This is a genomic window from Propionibacterium sp. oral taxon 192 str. F0372 (assembly GCF_000413315.1).
Classification (GTDB): Bacteria; Actinomycetota; Actinomycetes; order Propionibacteriales; family Propionibacteriaceae; genus Brooklawnia.
The window spans coordinates 1,056,123-1,076,763 of the sequence record NZ_KE340297.1; the positions used below are offsets into that span (position 1 = coordinate 1,056,123).

The 20,641-nt window shown below is 59.6% G+C and carries 22 protein-coding genes; 16 read left to right on the forward strand and 6 right to left on the reverse strand.

Translation table 11 applies throughout. From position 1 onward, the window contains the following. Window positions 1–144 precede the first annotated feature (144 nt). The 14 genes from HMPREF1531_RS04950 to HMPREF1531_RS05015 all read left to right on the forward strand — a co-directional run bounded on the left by HMPREF1531_RS04950 (window position 145) and on the right by HMPREF1531_RS05015 (window position 13,103). Window positions 145–630 (forward strand): GNAT family N-acetyltransferase, encoded by a 486-nt coding sequence (locus tag HMPREF1531_RS04950; protein ID WP_016668820.1) that lies wholly within the window; start codon window positions 145–147, stop codon window positions 628–630. A gap of 44 nt (window positions 631–674) precedes the next feature. Further along, window positions 675–1,556, forward strand: a complete 882-nt coding sequence (locus HMPREF1531_RS04955; protein ID WP_016668821.1) for a CPBP family intramembrane glutamic endopeptidase — start codon at window positions 675–677, stop codon at window positions 1,554–1,556. After that, window positions 1,553–2,173 (forward strand): TetR/AcrR family transcriptional regulator C-terminal domain-containing protein, encoded by a 621-nt coding sequence (locus HMPREF1531_RS04960; RefSeq protein WP_016668822.1) that lies wholly within the window; start codon window positions 1,553–1,555, stop codon window positions 2,171–2,173. Before HMPREF1531_RS04955 ends, HMPREF1531_RS04960 begins: the two co-directional genes overlap by 4 nt. Window positions 2,174–2,500: 327 nt before the next feature. Next, entirely contained in the window at window positions 2,501–3,406 is a 906-nt protein-coding gene (locus HMPREF1531_RS04965; RefSeq protein ID WP_016668823.1) for an ABC transporter ATP-binding protein, read from the forward strand. Beyond that, on the forward strand, window positions 3,354–4,190 hold the full coding sequence (locus HMPREF1531_RS04970) for an ABC transporter permease subunit (protein WP_232210226.1): 837 nt from the start codon (window positions 3,354–3,356) through the stop codon (window positions 4,188–4,190). The genes HMPREF1531_RS04965 and HMPREF1531_RS04970 overlap by 53 nt, the downstream gene beginning before the upstream one ends. Before the next feature lie 53 nt (window positions 4,191–4,243). Then, on the forward strand, window positions 4,244–5,038 hold the full coding sequence (locus HMPREF1531_RS04975) for an SDR family NAD(P)-dependent oxidoreductase (RefSeq protein WP_016668825.1): 795 nt from the start codon (window positions 4,244–4,246) through the stop codon (window positions 5,036–5,038). Beyond that, complete coding sequence (locus tag HMPREF1531_RS04980) at window positions 5,019–6,164, forward strand: 3-oxoacyl-ACP synthase III family protein (RefSeq protein ID WP_016668826.1); 1,146 nt, start codon at window positions 5,019–5,021, stop codon at window positions 6,162–6,164. The genes HMPREF1531_RS04975 and HMPREF1531_RS04980 overlap by 20 nt, the downstream gene beginning before the upstream one ends. Further along, window positions 6,161–7,264 carry a 3-oxoacyl-ACP synthase III family protein gene (locus HMPREF1531_RS04985; RefSeq protein ID WP_016668827.1) on the forward strand — a complete coding sequence of 368 codons (1,104 nt, stop codon included), beginning with the start codon at window positions 6,161–6,163 and terminating at the stop codon, window positions 7,262–7,264. Before HMPREF1531_RS04980 ends, HMPREF1531_RS04985 begins: the two co-directional genes overlap by 4 nt. Next, window positions 7,257–8,132, forward strand: a complete 876-nt coding sequence (locus HMPREF1531_RS04990; protein WP_016668828.1) for a 3-hydroxyacyl-CoA dehydrogenase family protein — start codon at window positions 7,257–7,259, stop codon at window positions 8,130–8,132. Before HMPREF1531_RS04985 ends, HMPREF1531_RS04990 begins: the two co-directional genes overlap by 8 nt. After that, window positions 8,129–9,121 carry a hypothetical protein gene (locus HMPREF1531_RS04995; protein WP_016668829.1) on the forward strand — a complete coding sequence of 331 codons (993 nt, stop codon included), beginning with the start codon at window positions 8,129–8,131 and terminating at the stop codon, window positions 9,119–9,121. The genes HMPREF1531_RS04990 and HMPREF1531_RS04995 overlap by 4 nt, the downstream gene beginning before the upstream one ends. Before the next feature lie 2 nt (window positions 9,122–9,123). Beyond that, entirely contained in the window at window positions 9,124–10,155 is a 1,032-nt protein-coding gene (locus HMPREF1531_RS12845) for a 3-oxoacyl-[acyl-carrier-protein] synthase III C-terminal domain-containing protein (RefSeq protein ID WP_016668830.1), read from the forward strand. A 46-nt stretch (window positions 10,156–10,201) separates the two neighbouring features. Further along, a complete protein-coding gene (locus tag HMPREF1531_RS05005; RefSeq protein ID WP_016668831.1) occupies window positions 10,202–11,215 on the forward strand; it encodes a 3-oxoacyl-ACP synthase III family protein in 1,014 nt (337 codons plus the stop codon). Continuing rightward, complete coding sequence (locus HMPREF1531_RS05010) at window positions 11,212–12,327, forward strand: ketoacyl-ACP synthase III family protein (RefSeq protein WP_016668832.1); 1,116 nt, start codon at window positions 11,212–11,214, stop codon at window positions 12,325–12,327. Before HMPREF1531_RS05005 ends, HMPREF1531_RS05010 begins: the two co-directional genes overlap by 4 nt. Continuing rightward, on the forward strand, window positions 12,324–13,103 hold the full coding sequence (locus tag HMPREF1531_RS05015; protein ID WP_016668833.1) for an enoyl-CoA hydratase/isomerase family protein: 780 nt from the start codon (window positions 12,324–12,326) through the stop codon (window positions 13,101–13,103). The genes HMPREF1531_RS05010 and HMPREF1531_RS05015 overlap by 4 nt, the downstream gene beginning before the upstream one ends. A gap of 3 nt (window positions 13,104–13,106) precedes the next feature. On the opposite strand, the gene HMPREF1531_RS05020 is transcribed toward HMPREF1531_RS05015, so the two are convergent. Further along, window positions 13,107–13,601 (reverse strand): TetR/AcrR family transcriptional regulator, encoded by a 495-nt coding sequence (locus HMPREF1531_RS05020; RefSeq protein WP_016668834.1) that lies wholly within the window; start codon window positions 13,599–13,601, stop codon window positions 13,107–13,109. A gap of 38 nt (window positions 13,602–13,639) precedes the next feature. On the opposite strand from HMPREF1531_RS05020, the gene HMPREF1531_RS05025 reads away from it, so the two are divergent. After that, complete coding sequence (locus HMPREF1531_RS05025) at window positions 13,640–14,407, forward strand: alpha/beta fold hydrolase (RefSeq protein ID WP_016668835.1); 768 nt, start codon at window positions 13,640–13,642, stop codon at window positions 14,405–14,407. A gap of 7 nt (window positions 14,408–14,414) precedes the next feature. Beyond that, window positions 14,415–14,729 carry an NgoMIV family type II restriction endonuclease gene (locus HMPREF1531_RS14405; protein ID WP_442852398.1) on the forward strand — a complete coding sequence of 105 codons (315 nt, stop codon included), beginning with the start codon at window positions 14,415–14,417 and terminating at the stop codon, window positions 14,727–14,729. On the opposite strand, the gene HMPREF1531_RS12850 is transcribed toward HMPREF1531_RS14405, so the two are convergent. The 5 genes from HMPREF1531_RS12850 to HMPREF1531_RS05050 all read right to left on the reverse strand — a co-directional run bounded on the left by HMPREF1531_RS12850 (window position 14,701) and on the right by HMPREF1531_RS05050 (window position 20,601). Then, on the reverse strand, window positions 14,701–15,333 hold the full coding sequence (locus HMPREF1531_RS12850) for a response regulator transcription factor (RefSeq protein WP_016668836.1): 633 nt from the start codon (window positions 15,331–15,333) through the stop codon (window positions 14,701–14,703). The two genes, HMPREF1531_RS14405 and HMPREF1531_RS12850, sit on opposite strands and share 29 nt — an antisense overlap. After that, window positions 15,326–16,474, reverse strand: a complete 1,149-nt coding sequence (locus HMPREF1531_RS05035) for a sensor histidine kinase (RefSeq protein ID WP_016668837.1) — start codon at window positions 16,472–16,474, stop codon at window positions 15,326–15,328. Before HMPREF1531_RS05035 ends, HMPREF1531_RS12850 begins: the two co-directional genes overlap by 8 nt. 733 nt (window positions 16,475–17,207) lie before the next feature. Then, a complete protein-coding gene (locus HMPREF1531_RS05040; RefSeq protein WP_156860179.1) occupies window positions 17,208–18,803 on the reverse strand; it encodes an ABC transporter permease in 1,596 nt (531 codons plus the stop codon). Beyond that, window positions 18,800–19,699: an ABC transporter ATP-binding protein gene (locus tag HMPREF1531_RS05045; RefSeq protein ID WP_016668839.1), complete on the reverse strand. Its 900-nt coding sequence runs from the start codon at window positions 19,697–19,699 to the stop codon at window positions 18,800–18,802. The genes HMPREF1531_RS05040 and HMPREF1531_RS05045 overlap by 4 nt, the downstream gene beginning before the upstream one ends. Then, window positions 19,696–20,601, reverse strand: coding sequence for a MerR family transcriptional regulator (locus tag HMPREF1531_RS05050; protein ID WP_198010994.1), 906 nt, complete (start codon window positions 20,599–20,601; stop codon window positions 19,696–19,698). The genes HMPREF1531_RS05045 and HMPREF1531_RS05050 overlap by 4 nt, the downstream gene beginning before the upstream one ends. Between the last annotated feature and the right edge of the window lie 40 nt (window positions 20,602–20,641).

Genomic DNA, 20,641 nt, shown 5'->3' on the forward strand with positions numbered 1-20,641 from the left:
TTTGTGGAAAAGCTGTGATCCCTGAGTCCTTGCTGGCTACTGTTGACGAGTAGGGGTCCCGCCCCATGCCGACTCGGTTCTGCTCTAGATCGTTCCCCGGTACGTCCTGTATTCCGAGATGCCCCCAGTACGGAAGGAACTGTGATGGAATACCTTGTCAGGCCGATCCAGCCGGAGGAATACGGCATGCTGGCCGATTTTTGCTATGAGGCGATCTTTGTTCCCGAAGGGGTCGAGCCCCCGCCCCGGTCAATCGTCGAATTGCCCGAATTGCGGATCTACCACGAGAACTTCGGAGGCCCTGATGACCATGGCATGGTGGCTGAGGTCGACGGACAGGTAGCCGGGGCGGTGTGGTTGCGGATCATGAACGACTACGGCCATGTGGATGATGCCATGCCATCTTTGTCCATCGCCCTGCTTCCCAGATACCGCGGCCAGGGTGTGGGGACCGCGCTGTTGACTGCGATATTGGCGAAGGCCAGCGAGGCTGGGTACCCGGGTGTCTCCTTGTCAGTGCAGAAGGCGAACCCGGCTCACCGGCTCTATCGCCGGTGTGGGTTCGAAGAAGTCGTGCGGAACGAGGAGGAGTTCATCATGGTTCGCCCCTTGGTCAACCCTGAGAAGTGATCGACCGGATGTATTTTTCTACACTGTAGATTTACGGTGGTCCCATGACGACCCCACGCATGAACTCTCGTACAACCACCACCATCGATTACGACACTGTCGGACGCTACTGTCGGCTGAAAACCTTCTACGGTCTGTCCATCGCCGTACCCTGGGCGCTGTGGCTCCTCGCCGGATGGGTCTCCCATCGCGGGAACCAGACCCCGGCCCTCCAGTGGATTATCGCGCTGTTGGGTCTGTGCGGGCTGCTCACCCCGATACTCGTCGCTTGGCGGCTGGTCAGCCAGGATCCGCACCTGCGTCGTGACATCCGTGACCGGCTTCGCAGCAGCGGAATCACCAAAACTGGTGCCATGGCGGCGGTCATGACCATGCCTGTTGCCCTGCTGGTGGCCATCGCGATCTCCGTCGCTCTCGGTGGATCGCCTGGCCAGTTCTCCCTCAACACCCATTCCGCAGTCATGATCGGGGTCATTCCCGGCTGGCTCACCATCACGCTGGCTCCGTTGCTAGAGGAACTCGCCTGGCATAGCTATGGCACCGACGCCCTCACCGCCCGCTGGAGCTTGTGGCGTTCCACATGGATGTTTGCCATCTTCTGGGCGCTGTGGCACATCCCGCTGTCCGCCATCCAGGGCTCTTACCAGGCAGAGGTCGCCGAAGTTGGTCTCCTGGCCAGCATCAATTTCCTGTTCTCCGTGTGGCCCTTCATGATCCTGATGAACTGGTTGTACTACCGCAACGGGCGCAACGTGTGGATCGCTGTTGCCTTCCACCTGGCGGCGAATATCGGCAATGAGATCATCGCAGCCGAGCCCGACACCAAGATCATCCAGACGTTGCTGCTGCTTCCCATCTGCGGGTGGGTGCTATGGCATGATCGAACTCTGTTCTTCACCCGCCCGGAGAAGCGAGAAAAGCGATGAGTCCCCGACCATCCAAGACGAGTCGCGAGCAGATCGTGTGCGCCGCCATCGGCGTGCTTGACGCAGGCAAGGAACTCAGCATGAGAGCCCTCGCCGCATCGATGAGGGTGGACCCTATGACCCTCTACCACCACCTGCCCAATAAGGACGCCTTACTCGACGCGGTCCTCGACCATGTGTGGGGTGAGGTCGCTGTGAATCCACCGGTCCCCGGCTCCGGGTGGCAGGGGGTCATCATCGAACTGGCCGATGGATTGCGCGCGGTGTTGCTCGCTCATCCCCGGCTTGCTGGTCTCGTCGCGTCGCGTCCGGCGATCACTCCTACCCTGCTCGCTAGCATAGACAGGGTTCTGGGATGGCTGTACCAGGAGGGGCTGGCCGCAGCAGAGGCCTTGCGCATCCTCGACTGCGTCATCGGCTACGTCATCGGCAAGGTGCAGCAGGAGGTGCGTCCGCCTGAGCTGGGCGCCCAGCTCTTCGAGGAAGGCCTCAGTGTGGCGGAACACACTCATCCGCATCTGGCCGAGGCCTTGTCTGATGGCTACGACTGGGCCCCCGATGCGGAGTTTCGGATGGGTCTGGAGGCTCTGGTGCGTGGGTGGGCCGTTGGCGGTTGAGCGATGACCTGCCGCCGGGTTGTGGAGACTGAGAGGGTGTAACCGCTGGCGGCCTGCATCGCATCACTACACAGGGACCGGGGCTGTCAGAGTTCCCGCCCGACAGACGATGTGGCCCGGTCCGAGCCGTGATGCCCGGGATCATCATTCTGACTTGGTGTTTCGTGGCTGCAAAGGCGTGCAATCGCTGCCTCGCAAAATGAAGTTTTCTCGGTGCGGCTAGACAATCTGGGCTACAAAGATAGATCCATCGGGTAATAGACCCCACAGGTGTTCGTTCTTAATCTTGTGTGCAAGAAAGATGTTTTGAGCACCACAGGAGGGGCAGTGACATCTCTAGCAATCGAGACCAATGGGCTCGAAAAGAAATATGGACGGCGGCGTGGCCTGGTCGATCTTAACTTGCAGGTTCCTCAGGGGACAGTGTTTGGTTTCATCGGCCCAAACGGTGCCGGAAAAAGCACCACGATCCGGATCTTGTTGAACTTGATCCAACCCACTGGTGGCACCGCCACGGTACTGGGCCGGAAGCTTGGTGACGAAAAGGTGGCTGTCCGCCGTCAGATTGGATATCTTCCCGGGACGCTGATTCTTGAAGGACGGCAGAAGGTAAAGGATCTTCTCGCTTACCTGGGAAATCTTCGCGGTGGAGTTGATCGGCGTGTCATGGATGATCTGTGCGACCGGCTCGAACTGGACGTCAACGCGAGCATTAACAAGTTGTCCAAGGGCAACAAGCAGAAGGTCGGTATCGTGCAGGCGTTCATGCACCAACCGGAACTGTTGATTTTGGATGAGCCAACCAGTGGTCTCGATCCATTGTTGCAGCACACCTTCCTCGAACTCGTGGAGGAGGCCCACCGAGACGGGCGAACCGTCTTCATGTCCTCGCATGTTCTGTCAGAGGTTCAACAGACTGCGCAGGTGATCGGTGTCATCCGAGAAGGGCGCATGGTGAAAGTGCAGAATGCAAAAGAGATGCACTTGGAATCGTTGCGCAGGGTTGACATCGAATTTGCCGAATCTGTTCCTCGCGAGATGTTCGTGAAGATCCCGGGCCTGAAGAACCTGAATGTGGCCGGTAATCATGTCAACTGTGATCTGGTGGGTTCTCCTGATCAACTTGTCAAGGTTGCGGCTCGGTTCCCAATGGTCAGTCTGCTGTGCGAAGAGCCTGACCTTGAAGAGACCTTCTACTCCTACTACGAAATGGCTGAGAAAAATGCTTCGTAATCCGTTCTTGAAGTTTTTCTACGACCAGCGGGTATCGCTGCTGGTGTGGAACATCGCTTTGGTCGCAACATCGGTCATGTACGTCGGTTTCTACCCAATGATGAAGGATCAGCAGATGGCATCGGCGATCAACAGCTATCCCGAAGCCGTGCGTGATGCATTGGGTCTTCAGGATCTTGCCAGTCCTGCTGGCTATCTCTCCGGCACAGTGTTTGGACTGGTTGTTCCCACATTGGTCATCATCTTTGCAGTGCTGCTGGGATTGAAAGTGAACGCAGCCGATGAAGAGGCGGGGACGCTCGACTTGCTGATGTCGTATCCGATTAGCCGAACGAGTTTCTACGTGCAGCGGGCAGCGGCGGTGCTGTGCTGTCTGTTGGATGCCTGCGCACTCATTTTCGTCGCGGTTTTGCTGACCTCCCGTGTGGTGGACATGCAGATCGAGGTTGATCGGCTTGCTGCGGCATGCCTGCTTCTTGTGGCCTTGGCCGCCGTGTTCGCCATCTTGGCGGTGGCTGTCTCGGGCGTGATGGGCCGAAGGGCTGTGGCAGGTGGGGTCGCAGGTGCAATTGCAGTGGTGGCCTATCTGGCCAATAGCTTCGCCCCACAGATTCCTGATATTGAAGGCTTGCGCAAGATATCGGCCTTCTACTACTACTCCGCAGGCGACCCCTTGAGCAAGGGGCTTGACCTAGGGCATCTGGGGATCTTGACAGCTGCTGTGATTCTGCTGCTGGTCGCAGGTTCATATGCCTTCTCCCGGCGCGATATCGCCAGTGTCTAGGCCCTCTGGGTCGGCTCCCAACCATCATCCCCGACGAGTCAAAGGTGTCAACCATGACTGCTCACAGCACGATCACGTTTCCTATCCCTTCAGCGCAGGACCAAACAGGTCTAGCCGACGCGCTTGTCCTCGTCACCGGAGGCACCCGAGGACTTGGGCGGACCATCAGCGAGCGGCTCGCGGGAGCAGCGGCACGCGTGGTGTGTGTTGCAAGGGACGTCAAACATGTCGATGACATGGGAATCGGTGCCGTTCCCGTGATCGGCTGTGAGCCCTGTGACATCTCCAACCCTGAAGATGTTTCAGTGATGATTCAGCGAGTAGAAAATCATTTCGGTCCGATTGATGCGATGGTTTGCAATGCTGGAATTCATCTCGATGGGCGATTCGACCGTCAGTCCAGCTGGCAATGGAATCAGGTCATTGGTACAAACCTTCTCGGTACAGCAAACTGTCTGCGAGCAGTGCTTCCCGGGATGAGGCGCCGACGGTCTGGGCGTATCGTGATGGTTTCTTCCATCTTGGGCTGCCGAGTGATGCCGGGAGCATCCTCCTACTGCGTCAGCAAAGCGGCAATCAACATGCTCATACGCTGTACTGCCGCGGAGAACGGCGGTTCCGGGATCCGGATCAACGGCGTGGCGCCCGGATACGTGGAAACTGGTATGGGGCGTGAAGTGGAAAATAATATTGAGCTTCATGAGCGTGTTTCTCGCGCATTGGTGACTCAACGTTTTGCCCACCCCCATGAAGTTGCTGACTGCGTCAGCTTCCTTCTCAGTAACCAAGCAAGCTACATAAATGGTGAGATAATTGAGGTGAGTGGCGGTGTCCACGACTTTTACTGAAAGAAAGCCGGATCGATCCGGCACCCTAGGGGTTTCCCCTTCCCTGCTTCGTCAGCGACTCAGCATCGATTGTGTCGGGCTTGAGTATAAACATTGTTCCAGTGGATTGACATTTCCAGTCGGTATTTCTAGCTCTGGTAGCTACTATCCTGGACAGGTCATCGATAATCAATTCTGGACTAAATTGGTTGATACTAATGAGGAATGGATTGTCGCGAAGACCGGCATTCAGACCCGTAGATTTTTGCCCGAAGGGCAGCTGTGCTCCGACATGTGCGTCCGGGCAGCTCGTGCAGCGCTGGAAAACGATCGGCTCTCCAGCAGCGACATCGACGTGATTATCGTGGCTTCCATTACTCCCGATCATCGTTTGCCATCGATGTCCTTGGCAATCAAGGAACGTCTTGGTGCTTACCGGGCAGTGCCCATTGACCTAACCCAGACCGCATGCTCAAGCATCATCTACGCTACATGGCTGGCCGCACGGATCCTCCAGGATCTTTCCGTGACCAACGTCTTGGTGATCGGTGGGGATGCGATGTCACGTACCATCAATCCCGAGGACCGGGGTAGCGCGGTCTTCTTCGGCGATGGTGCCGGAGCGCTCATCATGCGTCGTATGCGTACCGAGGGGTTGGGATTCTTGTCCTGGAGTCTTGGCTCGCAATACAGCTTGGACGTTTCGATCATGGAAGGGTCGGCCGAGGCCAGGACCGAGAAAAGTCTTGCCAGTGCAGAACATCTGTTTGCTATGAACGGCCGATCGGTGTGGGATTCCGCGATGCGTGTCATGCCCGACTCGGTACGGGCTGCGGCCTTGCAGGCAGATGTTGACCTGGACGAACTGGACATCGTGTTGTTGCACCAGGCCAATCTGCGTTTGATCGAAGCAATCATGGACGATTTGCACCTTCCCATGTCGCGCACGCTCTGCAATGTCGAGAGTTTTGGTAATACCTGCTCGGCCACCCTGCCGACAGTGATTGATCAGGCGCGTAAGACCGGACGACTGCATCATGGGTCGCTCGTTGCGCTGGCTGGAGTCGGGGCTGGGTTCATGTGGGGTGGTGCAGTCCTGCGTCACTCCCAGGACATCAACGATTACGAACGTGAGGAGCAACGATGAACGCCATCAATGCCGGCATTGTCGCGATCGGCCGGTACGTGCCGCCCACCGTACTCACCAACGCCGAACTCGAGACCATGGTTGACACCACCGATGCGTGGATCCAATCGCGCATTGGCGTTCAGGAACGTCATATCGCAGCGCCCGAGCAGCTCTCATCGGATCTGGCCGTTCTGGCCCTCAGCGATGCCTGCCGTCGCGCTGGCATCGATCCGAGTGAGATTGATCTAGTGATCAGTGGTTCGAACACCCCGGACCATCCCAGCCCACAGACCGCCTGCATGATCCTGCGCAAGGCGGGCCTGGACAACTGCGTCGGTTTCGACGTGCGCGCTGGTGGCTGTGCGGGAAGCATCTTCGCCCTCGACGTGGGTGCGCAATACATCACCTCTGGCCGATACCACACCGTTGCGGTCGTGTTGGCAGAAGTGAATTCCAAGATCACAAATTGGAACGACCGTTCGACCTGTGTCATTCTCGGCGATGGTGCTGCGTGCTATATCCTGCGCCCGTGCCGGGACGGTAGCGGCATCGTGCACACCACACTGGGCAACGAGCCTTCCGGTTATTTCGCAGCTTATGTCCCCAATGGTGGACGTGCCCAGCCAGTCACACCTAGCAACTATCACGACGGACGCCAGTACTTCGTCATGGACGGCCATGCCGTATGGGATTTTGCTCATCAGGATCTGCCTGCGGTGGTGCGTAAGGTGGCTCGCGACAGCGGTGTCGGCCTCGACCAGGCAGACGTGTTCATCACCCATCAGGCCAACCGTCGTATCATCCATGACCTCATGGAGCTCATCGGACAACCCCGAGACAAGGCATTTGTCAACATTGAGCGACTTGGTAACACATCCAGTGCCTCGGTTCCGCTCGCGCTGTGCGAAGCCATTGATATCGGCCGCATTCATCCCGGAAGCATGGTGTTTTGCATTGGGTTCGGTGCCGGACTGAGTTACGGGGTGAGCGTGATGCGCTGGTGTGCTCCCGAGGATTTCTTGCCACCTCATGGTGGCACCGGGGCAGGGCTCGCCAACGAGAGTTCTGTGCTGAAAACACTGTCGCCAATGAAGGAAACAGAGGTGTGCCATGTCTGAGTCGCAGTACTGTCCGGTGCCCGATCCCACGCGGCATCGGATGGCGGTGGTGGGCGTCGGAGCGATCGGTTCTGGTGTGGCGCAGTGTTTTGCGGCTGTCGGTTATGACGTGGTGCAGCTGACCCGCGATGGTGCTGACCGGATGGGTGCGGTGCTCCAACGACAGGTTGCGCGTGGAACGATGACGCCTGACCAGGCAGATGAGTTGATGGAACGGATGTCCTCGTGCACGATCGATGAAGTTCCCGAGGTGGAGCTGGTCGTGGAGGCCGTCAGCGAGGATTTTGAAACCAAGGTGGCTGTGCTGCAGTCGGTGGCATCACGAGTGAGCGAGCAGACTGTTCTAGCGTCGTCGACCAGCACGATTCCGATCAGCTCATTGGCTGAATCGTTGCCAGTACCGTCGCGGGTTGTCGGGATGCATTTCATGACTCCAGTACCGCGGATGAGGCTGGTAGAGGTGATCCGCGGGGCGCACACCAGTGACGAAGTGGTTGCGCGAGTGGAGCAGTGGTGCCGCGAGATCGACAAGGTGGCTGCATGGGTGAATGACCAGCCAGGGTTCGTGGCAAGTCGGCTCGCGCAGGCCGTGGTGCATGAAGCCGTACACATTCTCAGTGAGGGTGAGGCCTCTGCGGAGGTGATAGACATCGTCGCGACGCTGGGATTGAACATGCCTGTGGGACCGCTGAGGTTATTGGACGAGGTGGGCGTGGATGTCGCGCTGAGGGGGCTGGACTCGCTGTACGCGTTGCTCGGTCATCCGCGGTACGACGCTGACCCACTGCTGCGGGAGCTACTGGAGCAAGGCCGACTTGGCCGCAAGAGCGGTCGCGGAATCTACCAGTATGCAGAGGTGGCCCGATGAAGATCGATGGATTGACTCTCGGTGGTGTGGGACGTTTCCTGCCATGCCATCTGGCTGCCGTGACTGTACCGACGATGCCGGATCCGGTGATGGTGCCTGCGGCAGGTTCTGAGGATCTTCCGTACGCGATGGCAACTACTGCGGTGCGGGACGCCCTACTACAGGCGGGCCGGGACGTTGAAGACCTTAATGGACAGTACCTGCTGGTGTGTAATGAAGGACCTGGGGACTATCTGTTCCAGTTGGCCGGCCGCATGGTTCTCGACGATCTGGGGGTGGGCCGTGCACACACTTACAGTTTCACCCAGGGCGGCAACAGCGCAGTGTTCGCGTTGTATCTGCTGGCATGTCATCTGGCGAACAACCCGGATGCCCAGCGTGGCGTGGTGCTGGCGACCCAGCACTGGAAGTACCACAGCGTAGGGCGTCGGCTGGGAGATGCAGCGTTGGGTGATGGTGCTGCTGCGGCTCTCCTGGAGCGTGGTGGCGCCGGTCCGCGGCTGATGGCCATTTCTGCATCCAGCGAGGGACAGTTCCATGACATTGTCTACAGTGAGGTGGGGGGCTGGGCCGTTCCCATGACCGAAGATCCGTGCCGCAATGGCCGTTTCGTGTACCGGGTCCACAACGAACGTGCAGCTCGCTTCGTGCGGGCAGTGACTGTCGAGCGGGCCGATGCCGTCATTGCGAGAGCCATGGATGATGCCGGGATCGGCTGGGATAGCGTCGATGCCGTCGTCTTAGACACAGCCACCCCGGATATCGCGGAAGGTTTTGCCCGGCGGTTCCCGATCGGGCGGCATCGGCTCATCACACCTGGTCTGGGTCATGCGTGGCTGTGCTCCGCAGGAATCATGTTCGCGTTGGCGAGGCTGCTGCAGGAAATGTCCGTCCCGCACCTTGAGCCGACACTACACGGCGGTAGTCACGTGTTGGTGATTTCGCTGGGTATCGACGCTAACTGGGCTGCGGCCGTGATGGAGGTCTGACGATGACGATACAGCATGAGTTACGGCCCGGGGTCGTCGCAGCGGATCGGATGATGGCCGGTATCGCCGGGATCGGAGTGTACCTGCCACAGCGTCGTGTCGATCCTTGGGAGACTCTGGCTCCTGCAGGGGGTCTGGATCCCGAAAAACCCGGGCTGAAACAATATCTGGGTTGCTGGTCGGTGCCGCTTGCAAATGAATGGGACAGCCCTAGTTCGATGGCCTTGGCCGCAGCCAGGGATGCACTCCGAGAAGCTGGTATCGCACCCGTAGAGGTGGATGTAGTGATCTCTAATAACATTACCTCGGACTATCTTGACTGGCAGATGAGCGGATACATCGCTGATGCGCTGGGTGCCGATGCGACGACCTTCGACATCTACGCTGGATGCAATTCAACTGGTCTAGCGCATCAGGCCGCTCTTGACATCTTAGCCGCGGACTCCTCGGTGAACACTGTTTTGGTGGCGTTAGCAGAGCATTTGGGTGGGGGAACCTTTCCGCAGTTCATCGGTGATGGAGCATGTGCGTGGGTGTTGCAGCGCGGCTGCAGCCAACTGGTCACCCAAGCGTGGCTCAACATCAATGATGCCACTCCCAGGCTCGGGGTACTGCGTGATGGGGGCGTGGCGCATCCCTTCACGGCTACCACCAGCTTTGACGGCGAGTGGCAGGACAATGTCGAGTTCAGCGTGGAGGACTATCGCCGCAAGCTCAAGCCCATTTTCGTCGACATGTGTGCCAGTCCCTTCTTGGAATTGTGTGAGTTAAGCGGTCAGGACCCAACCAGCTTTGACCAATTGTTTATCGTGCACCAGCAGCGAGGATTCAATGCGAAGATTGTGCAGCGTCTTGGCCTGCCCGCAAGCATTACTCCGCTAGATTGCATCGAAGACATGGGGCACATCAGCGGATTTGACGTCATGATTGACCTTAAGCGGTCCATCGCTGAAGGGCGCATCCGACGTGGCAACAAGCTGGCATTACTCGTCTTTGGTTTAGGGGAACTGTTTTGTTTTTCTCTTGTCTACTGAACGTGATCAGATCCGCAAAACAAATTATTAAGGTAGGTGTTCTGTGATGAACTCTTCGAAAAAAATTACTGTCACTGGAACGGGTTCGTTCCTTCCTCGGCATGTGCTCACCAATCATGATCTCACGCGCATGATGGACACCAATGATGAGTGGATCCGTCGTACATACGGGATCGCGGAGCGTCGCGTTGTCGATGATGCGACGAACGTGTCAGATCTCGGCTGTGAGGCCGCGCGGAGGGCGATGGATGCTGCCGGTGCCGACCCCAGCGACATCGACGTGCTCATTCATGCTTCGCTCCAGGCCGACTACACTGCTCCTGCCACCGCTTGCGTGTTGCAGAGCAGGCTAGGGATCCCGTCGTGTGTGGCATTCGACATGAATGTGGGGGGATGCTCCAACACGGCGTTTGCCCTGACGACGGCGATAAATTTCTTGGCCAATGGTGATTGCCGACGTGCGCTGGTGGTCTGCACGGAGATCTACAGCAAGTTCATCAACTGGAATTACCGGGACAGCTCCTGCTTCCTAGGCGATGGGTCTGGAGCGGTGGTTTTAGAGGTGTGTGAGCAAGCTCATGAGATCCAAACAGACCTGCACACCTTAGGTGGCGACTACGAACGGGTCGTGTGGGCAGGCCGGGGGACGGTGACGGCTCCTGAGGAACTCCGGACCCCGGTGATCGACGGTCGTGCGGTGTGGACGTTCGGGACAAGTGCTGTTCCGGAAACTGTCGCTACCGTGGCGTCAAAGGCGCAGTTGGATCCGAGTGACGTTGATTTTCTGATCTTTCATCAGGCAAATGCCCGGATGATCGAACGCAACATGAACACCCTCGGGATACCGATGAGCAAGACATTCATCAACAACAGCCGGTACGGAAACACCGGTGGGGCGTCCAGCCTCATCGCTTTGGACGAGGCGATTCGTGCAAGCAGAATTCACCCCGGCGATCGGGTGCTGCTGTGCTCCTATGGTGCAGGCCTGGGCTATGGTTCGGTGCTGTTCGACTATGACGCAGCCCATGCCAAGATGGATGTCTTGGAGGGTGCCTTATGAGCATCACGACCAGCCTCGACAGGGTATCGAGCCCTTCCCCGTCTCCGGCGATCAACCAAGAAGGCCTGATCAAAAGCCATACACCGCGTGGGCCGGGATCAGCGATCATTGAGGGGGTTGAAATTCACGTGCCATCACGGCGGGTGGAGGTCGCAGATCTGGTCGCAGCGGGAACGGTGGATTCGGCGTTGGCTGATTCCTGGGGAGTCGTTTCGGTGCCGGTGGCCGAAGCGGGTTGTCACGCCAGCGATCTGATGGTTCGTGCAGGCAAGGCGCTTCTGGAGCGTCTCGGTATGCAACCAGCCGACATATCTGTTGTGGTGACAGCCTCGACGCTGCCGCATGAATTCGCGATGCGGACCTTGGCCCCATACGTGGCCAGACAACTTGGCTTGGAAAATATTCAGGCCTTCGACATGTACCAGGGGTGCAATGTATTCACTGCACAACTTGACCACGCCATAGACCACGTCGCGATGTACCCTGACCGCGGGAAGGTCTTGATCTTGTGTGGCGACCGGTGGGATCACTACTCGACCCAACACACCGCAGCGGGTTTGATCTTCGGTGATTCAGGCGCTGCTGCGGTGATCGGGACCGAACGGCGTGTGGGCGCCATCGAACGGGTGTCCTCGCGGTCGTGGGCCGATGGCTCGCTGTACGGCATGGCCGGTTACCCTTCGGGAAGTCGCGCGTGGGACGAACCGCGTTCCGCGTTGAACACGGTGTACCAAGTACTGGATCCCGGAATGCTGCGCGGTAAATTCCTCAGTGTTAACTTTGACGCTTTCGAGAGGGTGGCCGATGCCGCACTGGCCGATGCTGGAGTGAGTCGGGAGCAGGTCGCTGCCGTCGCAGTACCCAGCGGGCGAGCAGGAGTCATGCGCAAGCTGATTTCCCATCTCGGGCTGGAGCATGCCACGAACAATGTGGGTTTCCTGCGTAGATCCGGTGACCTCTCGGGTGTCAGTCCTTATCGTGATCTGAGGTTACTGGCGCCTGCTGTGCCATCGGACGGCAAACAGGTGTTGCTCCTGCTTACCCAGGGCGGTGGAATGGTATGGACCGCCAGCGTGTTCCGTAGTACCGGACCCCAACGGGAGCGATCATGAATGGCCGCAGTATCGAGGTCATCGTCGATGATCGGATCGCTGAAATCGTTCTGACACGTCGTCCGGTGAATGCATTGGACACCACAGCATTACAGCAGCTGTGTGAAGCATGTCATCAGGTAAGCGAGGATGACCAAGTTGCCGCCGTCGTTGTGCGCAGTGATTCTCCGGAAGTCTTCAGCGCAGGTGCCGATATTGATGAGATGCGGGACCTGCACGGGCAAGAGATCAATGACTTTGCACATTTGTTGCGTGACAGTTTCGAAGCAGTGGCTTCGTTGCCGCAGCCGGTTGTGGCAGCTGTGTCTGGTGTGGCGTTGGGAGGCGGGTGCGAGCTGGCACTCGCCTGTGATCATCGCGTGGCCTCCCATCAGTTGCGCATTGGCCAGCCCGAAATCCGGCTTGGTGTCGTTCCGGCTGCTGGCGGAACCCAACGGTTACCACGCCTGGTCGGTCCGTCGGTGGCTAAGGATCTGCTTTTGACAGGCCGTTCACTGGATGCCCAGCAGGCCTTGGCCGTGGGGTTGGTGGATGAGGTTGTGGAACCGCAGCAAGTGATCTCGCGTGCCCGGCAGTGGGCCGCGCAGTTCACCCATGGCCCCAAATTCGCGCTGCAGGCGATCAAGCAATTGGTGAACCTGATCGATGACGTCACTCTTCGAGAAGGCCTGGCAGCCGAAACGATTGCCTATATCGAAGCAATGCTCGGCCCGGATCGTCTGATTGGGATGGATCACTTCCTCCGCAAGGTGGGAGGAGACCCGGTCTTCGGGTGAGGATCAGCTGTCTACTTGACGCTCGCACGGGGGTGAAGAGGAAGGCGTGCCAACCAGGACTGTCACCGCGGTAAGGGTATCGATTGGTTCGGGAGAGATATTCTGGACCAGTTCGACACCGGTCAGCAACGCGGCCAGAACTGGGGTGCTGAGTGGGAGGTCATCGGTCCTGGCGCGGTCGAGTACTGCCAGCATCTCCGTGCGCACGGGCGCGATAGCGTCGTGGAGCATTGGGTCCCGTTCGGCTGCGATGACCAGTTCGAGCCAGGATAACGACAGGTTTCGATCTCGTGTCTGTCCGGGGAGTTCGCGCAACCGCCGTGCACCGATTTCCCGAGCCACCGCTTGGACGAGGTGCGCGCGAGTGCGGAAGAAGTTGCTGGTGGTTCCCGCGGGCACGTTCGCGCGATTATCCACCCGGCGGTGAGTCAATGCGTGGGGGCCACCAGTAGAGAAGACGGCAACGGCTGCGTCTAGGACTTCTTCACGACGAGACATACTACAATGGTAGTGATTGCGTGGGACAGGAGAGCGCCATGTTCATCGAGTCTCGTGGGTGCGGTCCGGCGGTGGTATTCATCCCCGGACTGGGATGCGACCACACCATGTACGCGCCGCAAGTGCGTGATCTCAGTAACCGAATGCAGTGCGTGAGCCTGGATGTGCTCGGCTGTGGCGCATCGCCGCCTCTGGGAGATCTTGCCGTCAGCGAGGTCCTGGACGTACAGGCTGACGCGATCGTGCAGGCAGTGCGGGGTATCGGCGTGGAGCGTGCACATGTGGTGGGGATCTCCTACGGCGGTGTCCTTGTCCAGACACTGATGCTGCGGCATCGTGATCTGCTGGCCTCCGCTGTCATCTGCGACAGTCTGTGCGACACCCGGCCCCGCACTCGTCGTGAGGCGGTGCTGTTGTGGCCTGCCCGTTTGCAGCCGGCCATGCTGCGCCTGCTGCCACGTGCGATGCTGACGGCCACTGTGCGGTCGGGCTACCGGCGGTGGCCACAGGCGGGTCAGGCCCTGGCCGACACGCTGGCCACCGCTCGTATGCGGGATCTCGTGTTGCAGCGGCGTGCGGTCAATGCCGTGCGCTATGAGGAACTGCTCGCAGGATGTACGACACCAGCACTGTGTTTGGTGGGTGACCATTCCTTGTTCGCCGTCGATATGATGCGACGCACCCACCGGGCGATTCCGGGTTCACAGTTTGCCGTCATCCCCGGCTCCTTCGATCCATCCAGCCTGTGTCAGCCCCAGGAATTCACCCGCAGGATCGAGGCCTGGGTACAAGAGCAGGAGGGGTGACGCGTCGGTGCCATCCCGGCCTCAAATTTCACACCCACTCCGAACCAGAATTCCCGAACCTGACTTGGCGATCAATCGAACGAGGTGTCTCGTTGACGATGAAACCGGTCGTTGGGCTGTTATCCGCCAACGAAATCAGCAACGACCGATTGTTCATGCGGTGGTGAGCTGCAAGTGGACTTTGCGTAGTGACCGGGCACAGTCTACGAAGAACTGCTTTCCCCGCATGGGGTCGCCGGTTTTCCCCCAGAACTTCGATGACCGTGACGGGACCTGGTGCTGGGCAGGATCAGTCAATCGAGCTTGCAGATCCCGTGCTTGAGGGCCGTGATGACGACTTGAAGGCGGGAGTTGCAATGCAGCTTGGTCATGATGGAACTGACATGGATCTTCACCGTGGCCTCGGAGATCGACAGCTCTTGTGCGATTTCGTGGTTGCTGCGGGCTTGGCACAGCAATTTGAGGATTTCGAGTTCGCGGTGGGTGAGCTTTGTGGGGTCTGTCGCCTCGGGATCGGATGGATTGTGATCTGCGGTGGAGTGGTCGCTGTGCCCGCGTTCGAGGAACTGCCGGATTATGGCTGTCATCTCCGGCGCGGGGGTGGTTTTCAGCAGGAAGTGGTCGGCACCGACGGATTGGGCGGTAAACGACACTCCGTCTGCTTCCACACTGGACATCAAGATGATGGCACTGTCTGGCGAGTTGCGGCGGATATGACTAGTGGCAACGAATCCGTCGGTGTGGTTCATGCGTACGTCCATGATGTAGACATCGGCATGGTGCAGACGAGAGAATTCGACGGCCTCGCTGCCGTCGGTGAAGCTCAATATGTGCTCCACTCCCAGACCCCTGGAAATCAATGAGGTCAAAGCCTGGCGGACGATCGGGTCATCGTCGACCACGACGACGGTGGAGTGTTCAATCATCGGTATCACCTTGGGGGATGTGCGCGGTTAGTACCCACAAAGGCACGCCCGCTTCGAGCCGTTGCGTTTCGAGTCGGCCACCCATGCGTTGCAGGCGACGCTGCATGTCCTTGAGCCCAAAGCCGCCTTCGACATGGGTGGCATCATCGTTGATCGCGTTCATCATAGTCAGGACGTAGTGTGGCGGGTAGGCCTCGACTGACAGCGAGCATGCAGTTTCCGGACTGCCATACTTGACGATGTTCTCGACGGCTTCGGTCAATACGTCGTGGAACAGTGCGCAGTGGTGGCGTTTGTCTTCATCAGACAGGAGGATTTCAGTGGAAACCCGGTATCCGGCCTCATCGAGCTGGCGGATGGCCGTGGCGCACTCCTGTTGTATGGCCTCAGTGGTTGAGGAAGTAATGTCGTGATCATGATCTTGGAGCTGGTCCATGAGGGTGTGCAGGTCTGCCACGCCGCTGCGGGCAATATCGCAGATGCCGAGCAGATCACGGACCACCGGTTCGGGTAGGTCGGGCGTGCTGGCCAGGTCTGCACAGAGGAAGCTGACATGGGTGAGAGACCGGGCTGCGGTTTCGTGCAGTCTTCTCGACAGCTGTTCCCGCTCAACTTGGTGCTCTCGCTGACGCTGCAGGTCGCGTTGATCGGCTTGACGGTGAATCGCCGCGAAGGTGAGCCCAAGGGCCAGCGCCACTAGATCAAGGGTGCCCCACTGGATCAGCACATACACGAACCTGTGCCACTCAGCAGGCCAAGCAGCGTCCTGGACCGCGAGCAGTGGCCATAAGATCGCCGCGTACAGCACCATCATGGTGCGAATCCCCTTCGCACCAAGGGTCACGATCGGTACCATCGCTGCCACGATGGTGAACCCACTTGTGACGCTCTCGGTAGTGGCCAGGCCTCCGAACAGCGTCAGTGATATTGCGGCGGAATAGCGTGCGGAAAAGCTGGAACTGGCAACCACCAAGCACAGCAGCATCTGTCCGAACAACTTGAGCGGGACGACCTCCTTGCCGACCGAACCGAGGACGACCAAGATCAGCAGGGTCACACCAGCAATCAGTGGAGCGATCACATCGATAGTGGGCAGGATTCCATCCGCGTACTGTCTGATGCGTCGCTGACCCACACGCATGTGCAGATGTTACCCCAGCAGGTGGTGGAGGCCTCGGTTTTCGCCTTATTGCGTCTGAACCCAGCCAGGCCCATGCCGCCTCGACAAGGGGCGAAGGCCTGCCTCAGGAGAGGTCGTCAGTGGACCACGCTGGGGTCAGGCAGATGCGAAGTCCAGGAATCACCATTCATTCGGGGGCAGACTCGGCCGGTGTCCACCACCTGGATGGGTAGTCAGATTAAGACTAAAGAGGAGATCTTGGTTAAAAGAAATGGTCAACATCCGGGGAAAAATGGAAACATGCTGCAAAAATGAATCATGGGAACAGCTGAAACACTGGGTGCCGTGGCGAAATCACTTGACGGAGCCTGAAAGGATAGGGCTGCAGCGATCATTGCTGCGGTGAATATCTTTTTCATGCCCAACGTTCTACTCTCTGTCGAGTCGTCTGAGAATGACTCGGGCAGTGAGACACCACCAAGGTTGTATCCGGGGTACTCTCTAGATCTAGATGTGATGATCAACTGGGTCGGGAACTGTACGGAAACAGCCCGGCCACGTGCCGAGAACTATGTGCCGGAGAACAGGGTGCCACCCGGCTGCCGATTCCTGACCGCATGGACCAAGGCCTGGACGCCAGTGTGGGGCCAGACAGCTGACCAAATGACCGGGTATCCGGGCCACTACATCCCCCGGAGCGCTGCGAGGAACTAGGGCCCGGACTTGTACCCGGTGCAGTTCAGCGTCGCAGGGTTCAGGACCCCACGTCGCGTCGGGAGAAACCGAAGAAGCCCACGAGCAGGCTCGCGATGGCAATCCCCGCCTGGACGGCCAGCGGAACCCATTCCGGGTCACCCACCACGTCGAGGCAGTGCCCGACGATCGACAGATCCCGCGCCCAGTCCGGCAGGTCTACCAGGCCCCCGAAGGACTGGGCGAACAGACTCCAGCCGATGACCACCCACATCACGGAGGCCAGTCGGGGTACCAGGCCGACGATGGCCATCGCCAGCCCGATGGCGGCGAGCACACCCGGTATCTGGGTGAGCACGAACACCGCGGCTCGGGCCACGGCATGATCCGTGGTCAGCTGGGAGGAGGTGACCCATGCCAGGGAGCCTGCGGCAATCCCGGTCAGCATGATGGCCTCAAGAACCACCAAACCCAGGTGCACCCAGTAGCGACGGGCGCGGCTCATACCGGTGGCTATTTCCAGTTCCACTAGCCCTTCACGTTCCTCCTGGGCCAGGGTGTTCGCCCTACGTACGGCGGCCGATGCGACGAGCAGCACGGTCATCGTGGTGAGCAGGGTCATCAGCTGTTTTACCGCACTGCCGTCGGCCATCTTGTCCACCCATACCTTGGTTGGGGAATCCGGGGCCAGCATGTCGGTGAACGATCCTGTCATCGCACCGAACAGGGCGGCGAGGGCGCCGATTCCCGCACCCCAGCCGAGGAAACCGCTCCGGGCAAGTCGGACCCATAGGCCGGTGAATCCGTGGACCCGCCACCGTCTGGTACTCATCGTGCGGTCTGGGAGGTAGCCGGATAGGAGCTCACGCTTCCCGAAGGCCAGCCCAGCGATTCCTAGTATTCCCAAGGCAGCCAGCGTGCAGATTATGACCGGTGCCCAGGAATCATCGGTGAAGGGCTGCACAATATCCCGCCAGCCGATCGGGGTCACCCACCGTAGCCATGACAAACCGTCCCGGTCATCGGCGGCGACGCGCAGCCCGAACATCACCCCGAAGGCCCCGATCGCCGTGCCTCGTGCCTGGGTGAGATCGCGCCCGAGTTGGCAGATGAGAGCCGTCAGTGCGGCGAACCCCCACCCGGTGATCGTTATCGAGGCCCCGAAGGCCAGCGAGCCGCTGACCGTCAGCTCTTCGACGGTGCTGCGCTCGGCGAGCATGACTCCGGATATTCCGGCCCCGAGCAGGGCCGTTGTTCCCCACACGACGAACACCGGAGCCCAGAAACCGACCCAGCGCCCCACACCGGTACCTCTGGATATCTCGACCAACCCGGTATCCTCATCACCACGCATCATGCGGCAGGTGAGCAGAATGCTCATCAGCCCGGAGCACCACACCAGATAAGTTCCGGTCTCCCACTGGACCAACTGGCCGATGGTCCCTGGTGTGGGGAGAATGCCGTAGAGAATCCGGGTGCCCGGTGAATCCCGCATGGCGCCCACGAGCATCTCGCGCTCGGCCAGCGATGGATAGACATCCTCATAGGAGGGTGCCGTAGAGGCCACCAGCGCCCACAGCGGTAGCAGCCAGGCGAGTATCTGGATGCGGCAGCGCCGCACCAGCAGGCGCATTGAGGGCCACAGGGAGTTCATCATGACTCCTGGTAGTGGGAGAGGAACAGGTCTTCCAAGGAGGCCGGCTCGCAGGTCACCTGGCCGATCTGATGGCTGGCAGCGATGCCGAGGACCGCAGGGACCTGTTCGGTGCTCACCTGGATCACTAGACGAGTACCGTCGCCGGTGGCCTTGATGCCGGACTCTGCCAATTCGGTGGTGACCTGGGGCAAAACGGAGGGATCGGCGACCATCTCCACCCGGGTGAGCGACAGACGGCGCAAGGTGGCCAGGTCACCGTGTTCGACGACCCTCCCTGCCTTGATGATGGTGACTGCCGAGCACAGGTTCTGTACCTCGGCCAGGATGTGGCTGGATAACAGCACGGTGCGGCCCCGTTCGGCCAGCAACCGCACTTGGTCGGTGAAGACCTTCTCCATCAGCGGGTCTAGCCCGCTGGTCGGCTCATCAAGGATGAGCAGTTTGGTGGGAGCCGACAGCGCTGCGACCAGCGCTACCTTCTGCCGGTTGCCCTTCGAATAGGTGCGCACCTTCTTGGAAAGGTCCAGGTCGAACAACTCACTGAGTTCTTTTTCCCGGGCCTCGTCACGAGACCCACGTAATCCGGCCAAGGCATCCAGCACCTGACCGCCGGTCAGGTTCGGCCATAACGCGACGTCTCCGGGGATGTATGACACCTGACGATTGATTGTTGCCGATTCGTGTGCTGGATCCTTGCCCAGCACACGGACGATGCCCGCATCGGGGCGATAGAGCCCCAGCAGCACCCGGATGGTGGTCGATTTCCCGGCGCCATTGGGGCCGAGGAAACCGTGCACTTCACCGGGTGAGACCACCAGGTCCAGCCCGTCGAGGGCCGTGAATGACCCGAAGCGTTTAACCAGGGATTCCACCCTGATCGGTTGGAACTCGCTCACAATCGTGGCTCCTCTCCCGCCCATCGGCGGATCGTCGCTGAGAAATCGGGGTCCTGGTCCATCAGGGCCAGCAGATGATTGGCGAACTCCACCTGCAGCGGATGGGGGTAGCCAGAGACGGTCAGCATCCTGGTCAGCATCCATGCGGTCCGTCCGGCGGCCCCGCCCGATATGTCGGCGAGCACCCGCAAGAGCGGTTGCTTGTGCTTCAGCATCAGGGACTGACTACGTCTGGCGAGTTCGTGCGCTGCGTCGAGCCCTTCGGGACCATTGAGGTGGACGAGTTCGGAGAAGTCGGCGAACTGCCGGGCACACAGGTCCAGGTCATCCTCGTCGAGGGCGGCAAGGAAGGGGCCGACCGATGGTGGAATCATCCCATGCGCCGCCATCACCAGCATAATCTGGCGTTCCACCTTGATGCTGCCCGGGCTGTTGCCGGAGGCGATGATCCTCTCGGTGAGGTCGTCGTAAAACTCCGACAGTGCAGTTGGCATCGGCGACAGCGGTTCGCCGTCGTCCAGCCGTTCGAACACGTCGTCGAGGCGCTCGGCCTGACGCCGGAGCTTCTCCTGCTCGGCGATGATTGCCTGCCGTACTTGCTCTAGGTCGTGACGCACCGTCTCGCGCAGGGTGCCTTCGTCCTCGGCGGATAGGATCTCGGAAATCTGGGCGAGGGGCACCCCGCTGTCGGCCAGCCAGCGGATGCGCAGCAGCCGCGCGAGGTGGGCAATCGTGTAGTCGCGTCGGCCCCGCACGGTCGGGGGCACCTCGAGCAGCCCTAGGTGGTGATAGTGGCGGACCGTGCGCACTGTGGTGCCTGCCCATTCAGCAAGCTGTTTTACCTGCATGGGGAACATCCCAGCACGTGACGTTACGTCACAGTCAACACTGCAGATCACCATGCCGAGATGAAGCCGGTGGGCGAACTTTGGTCGGTGAGCG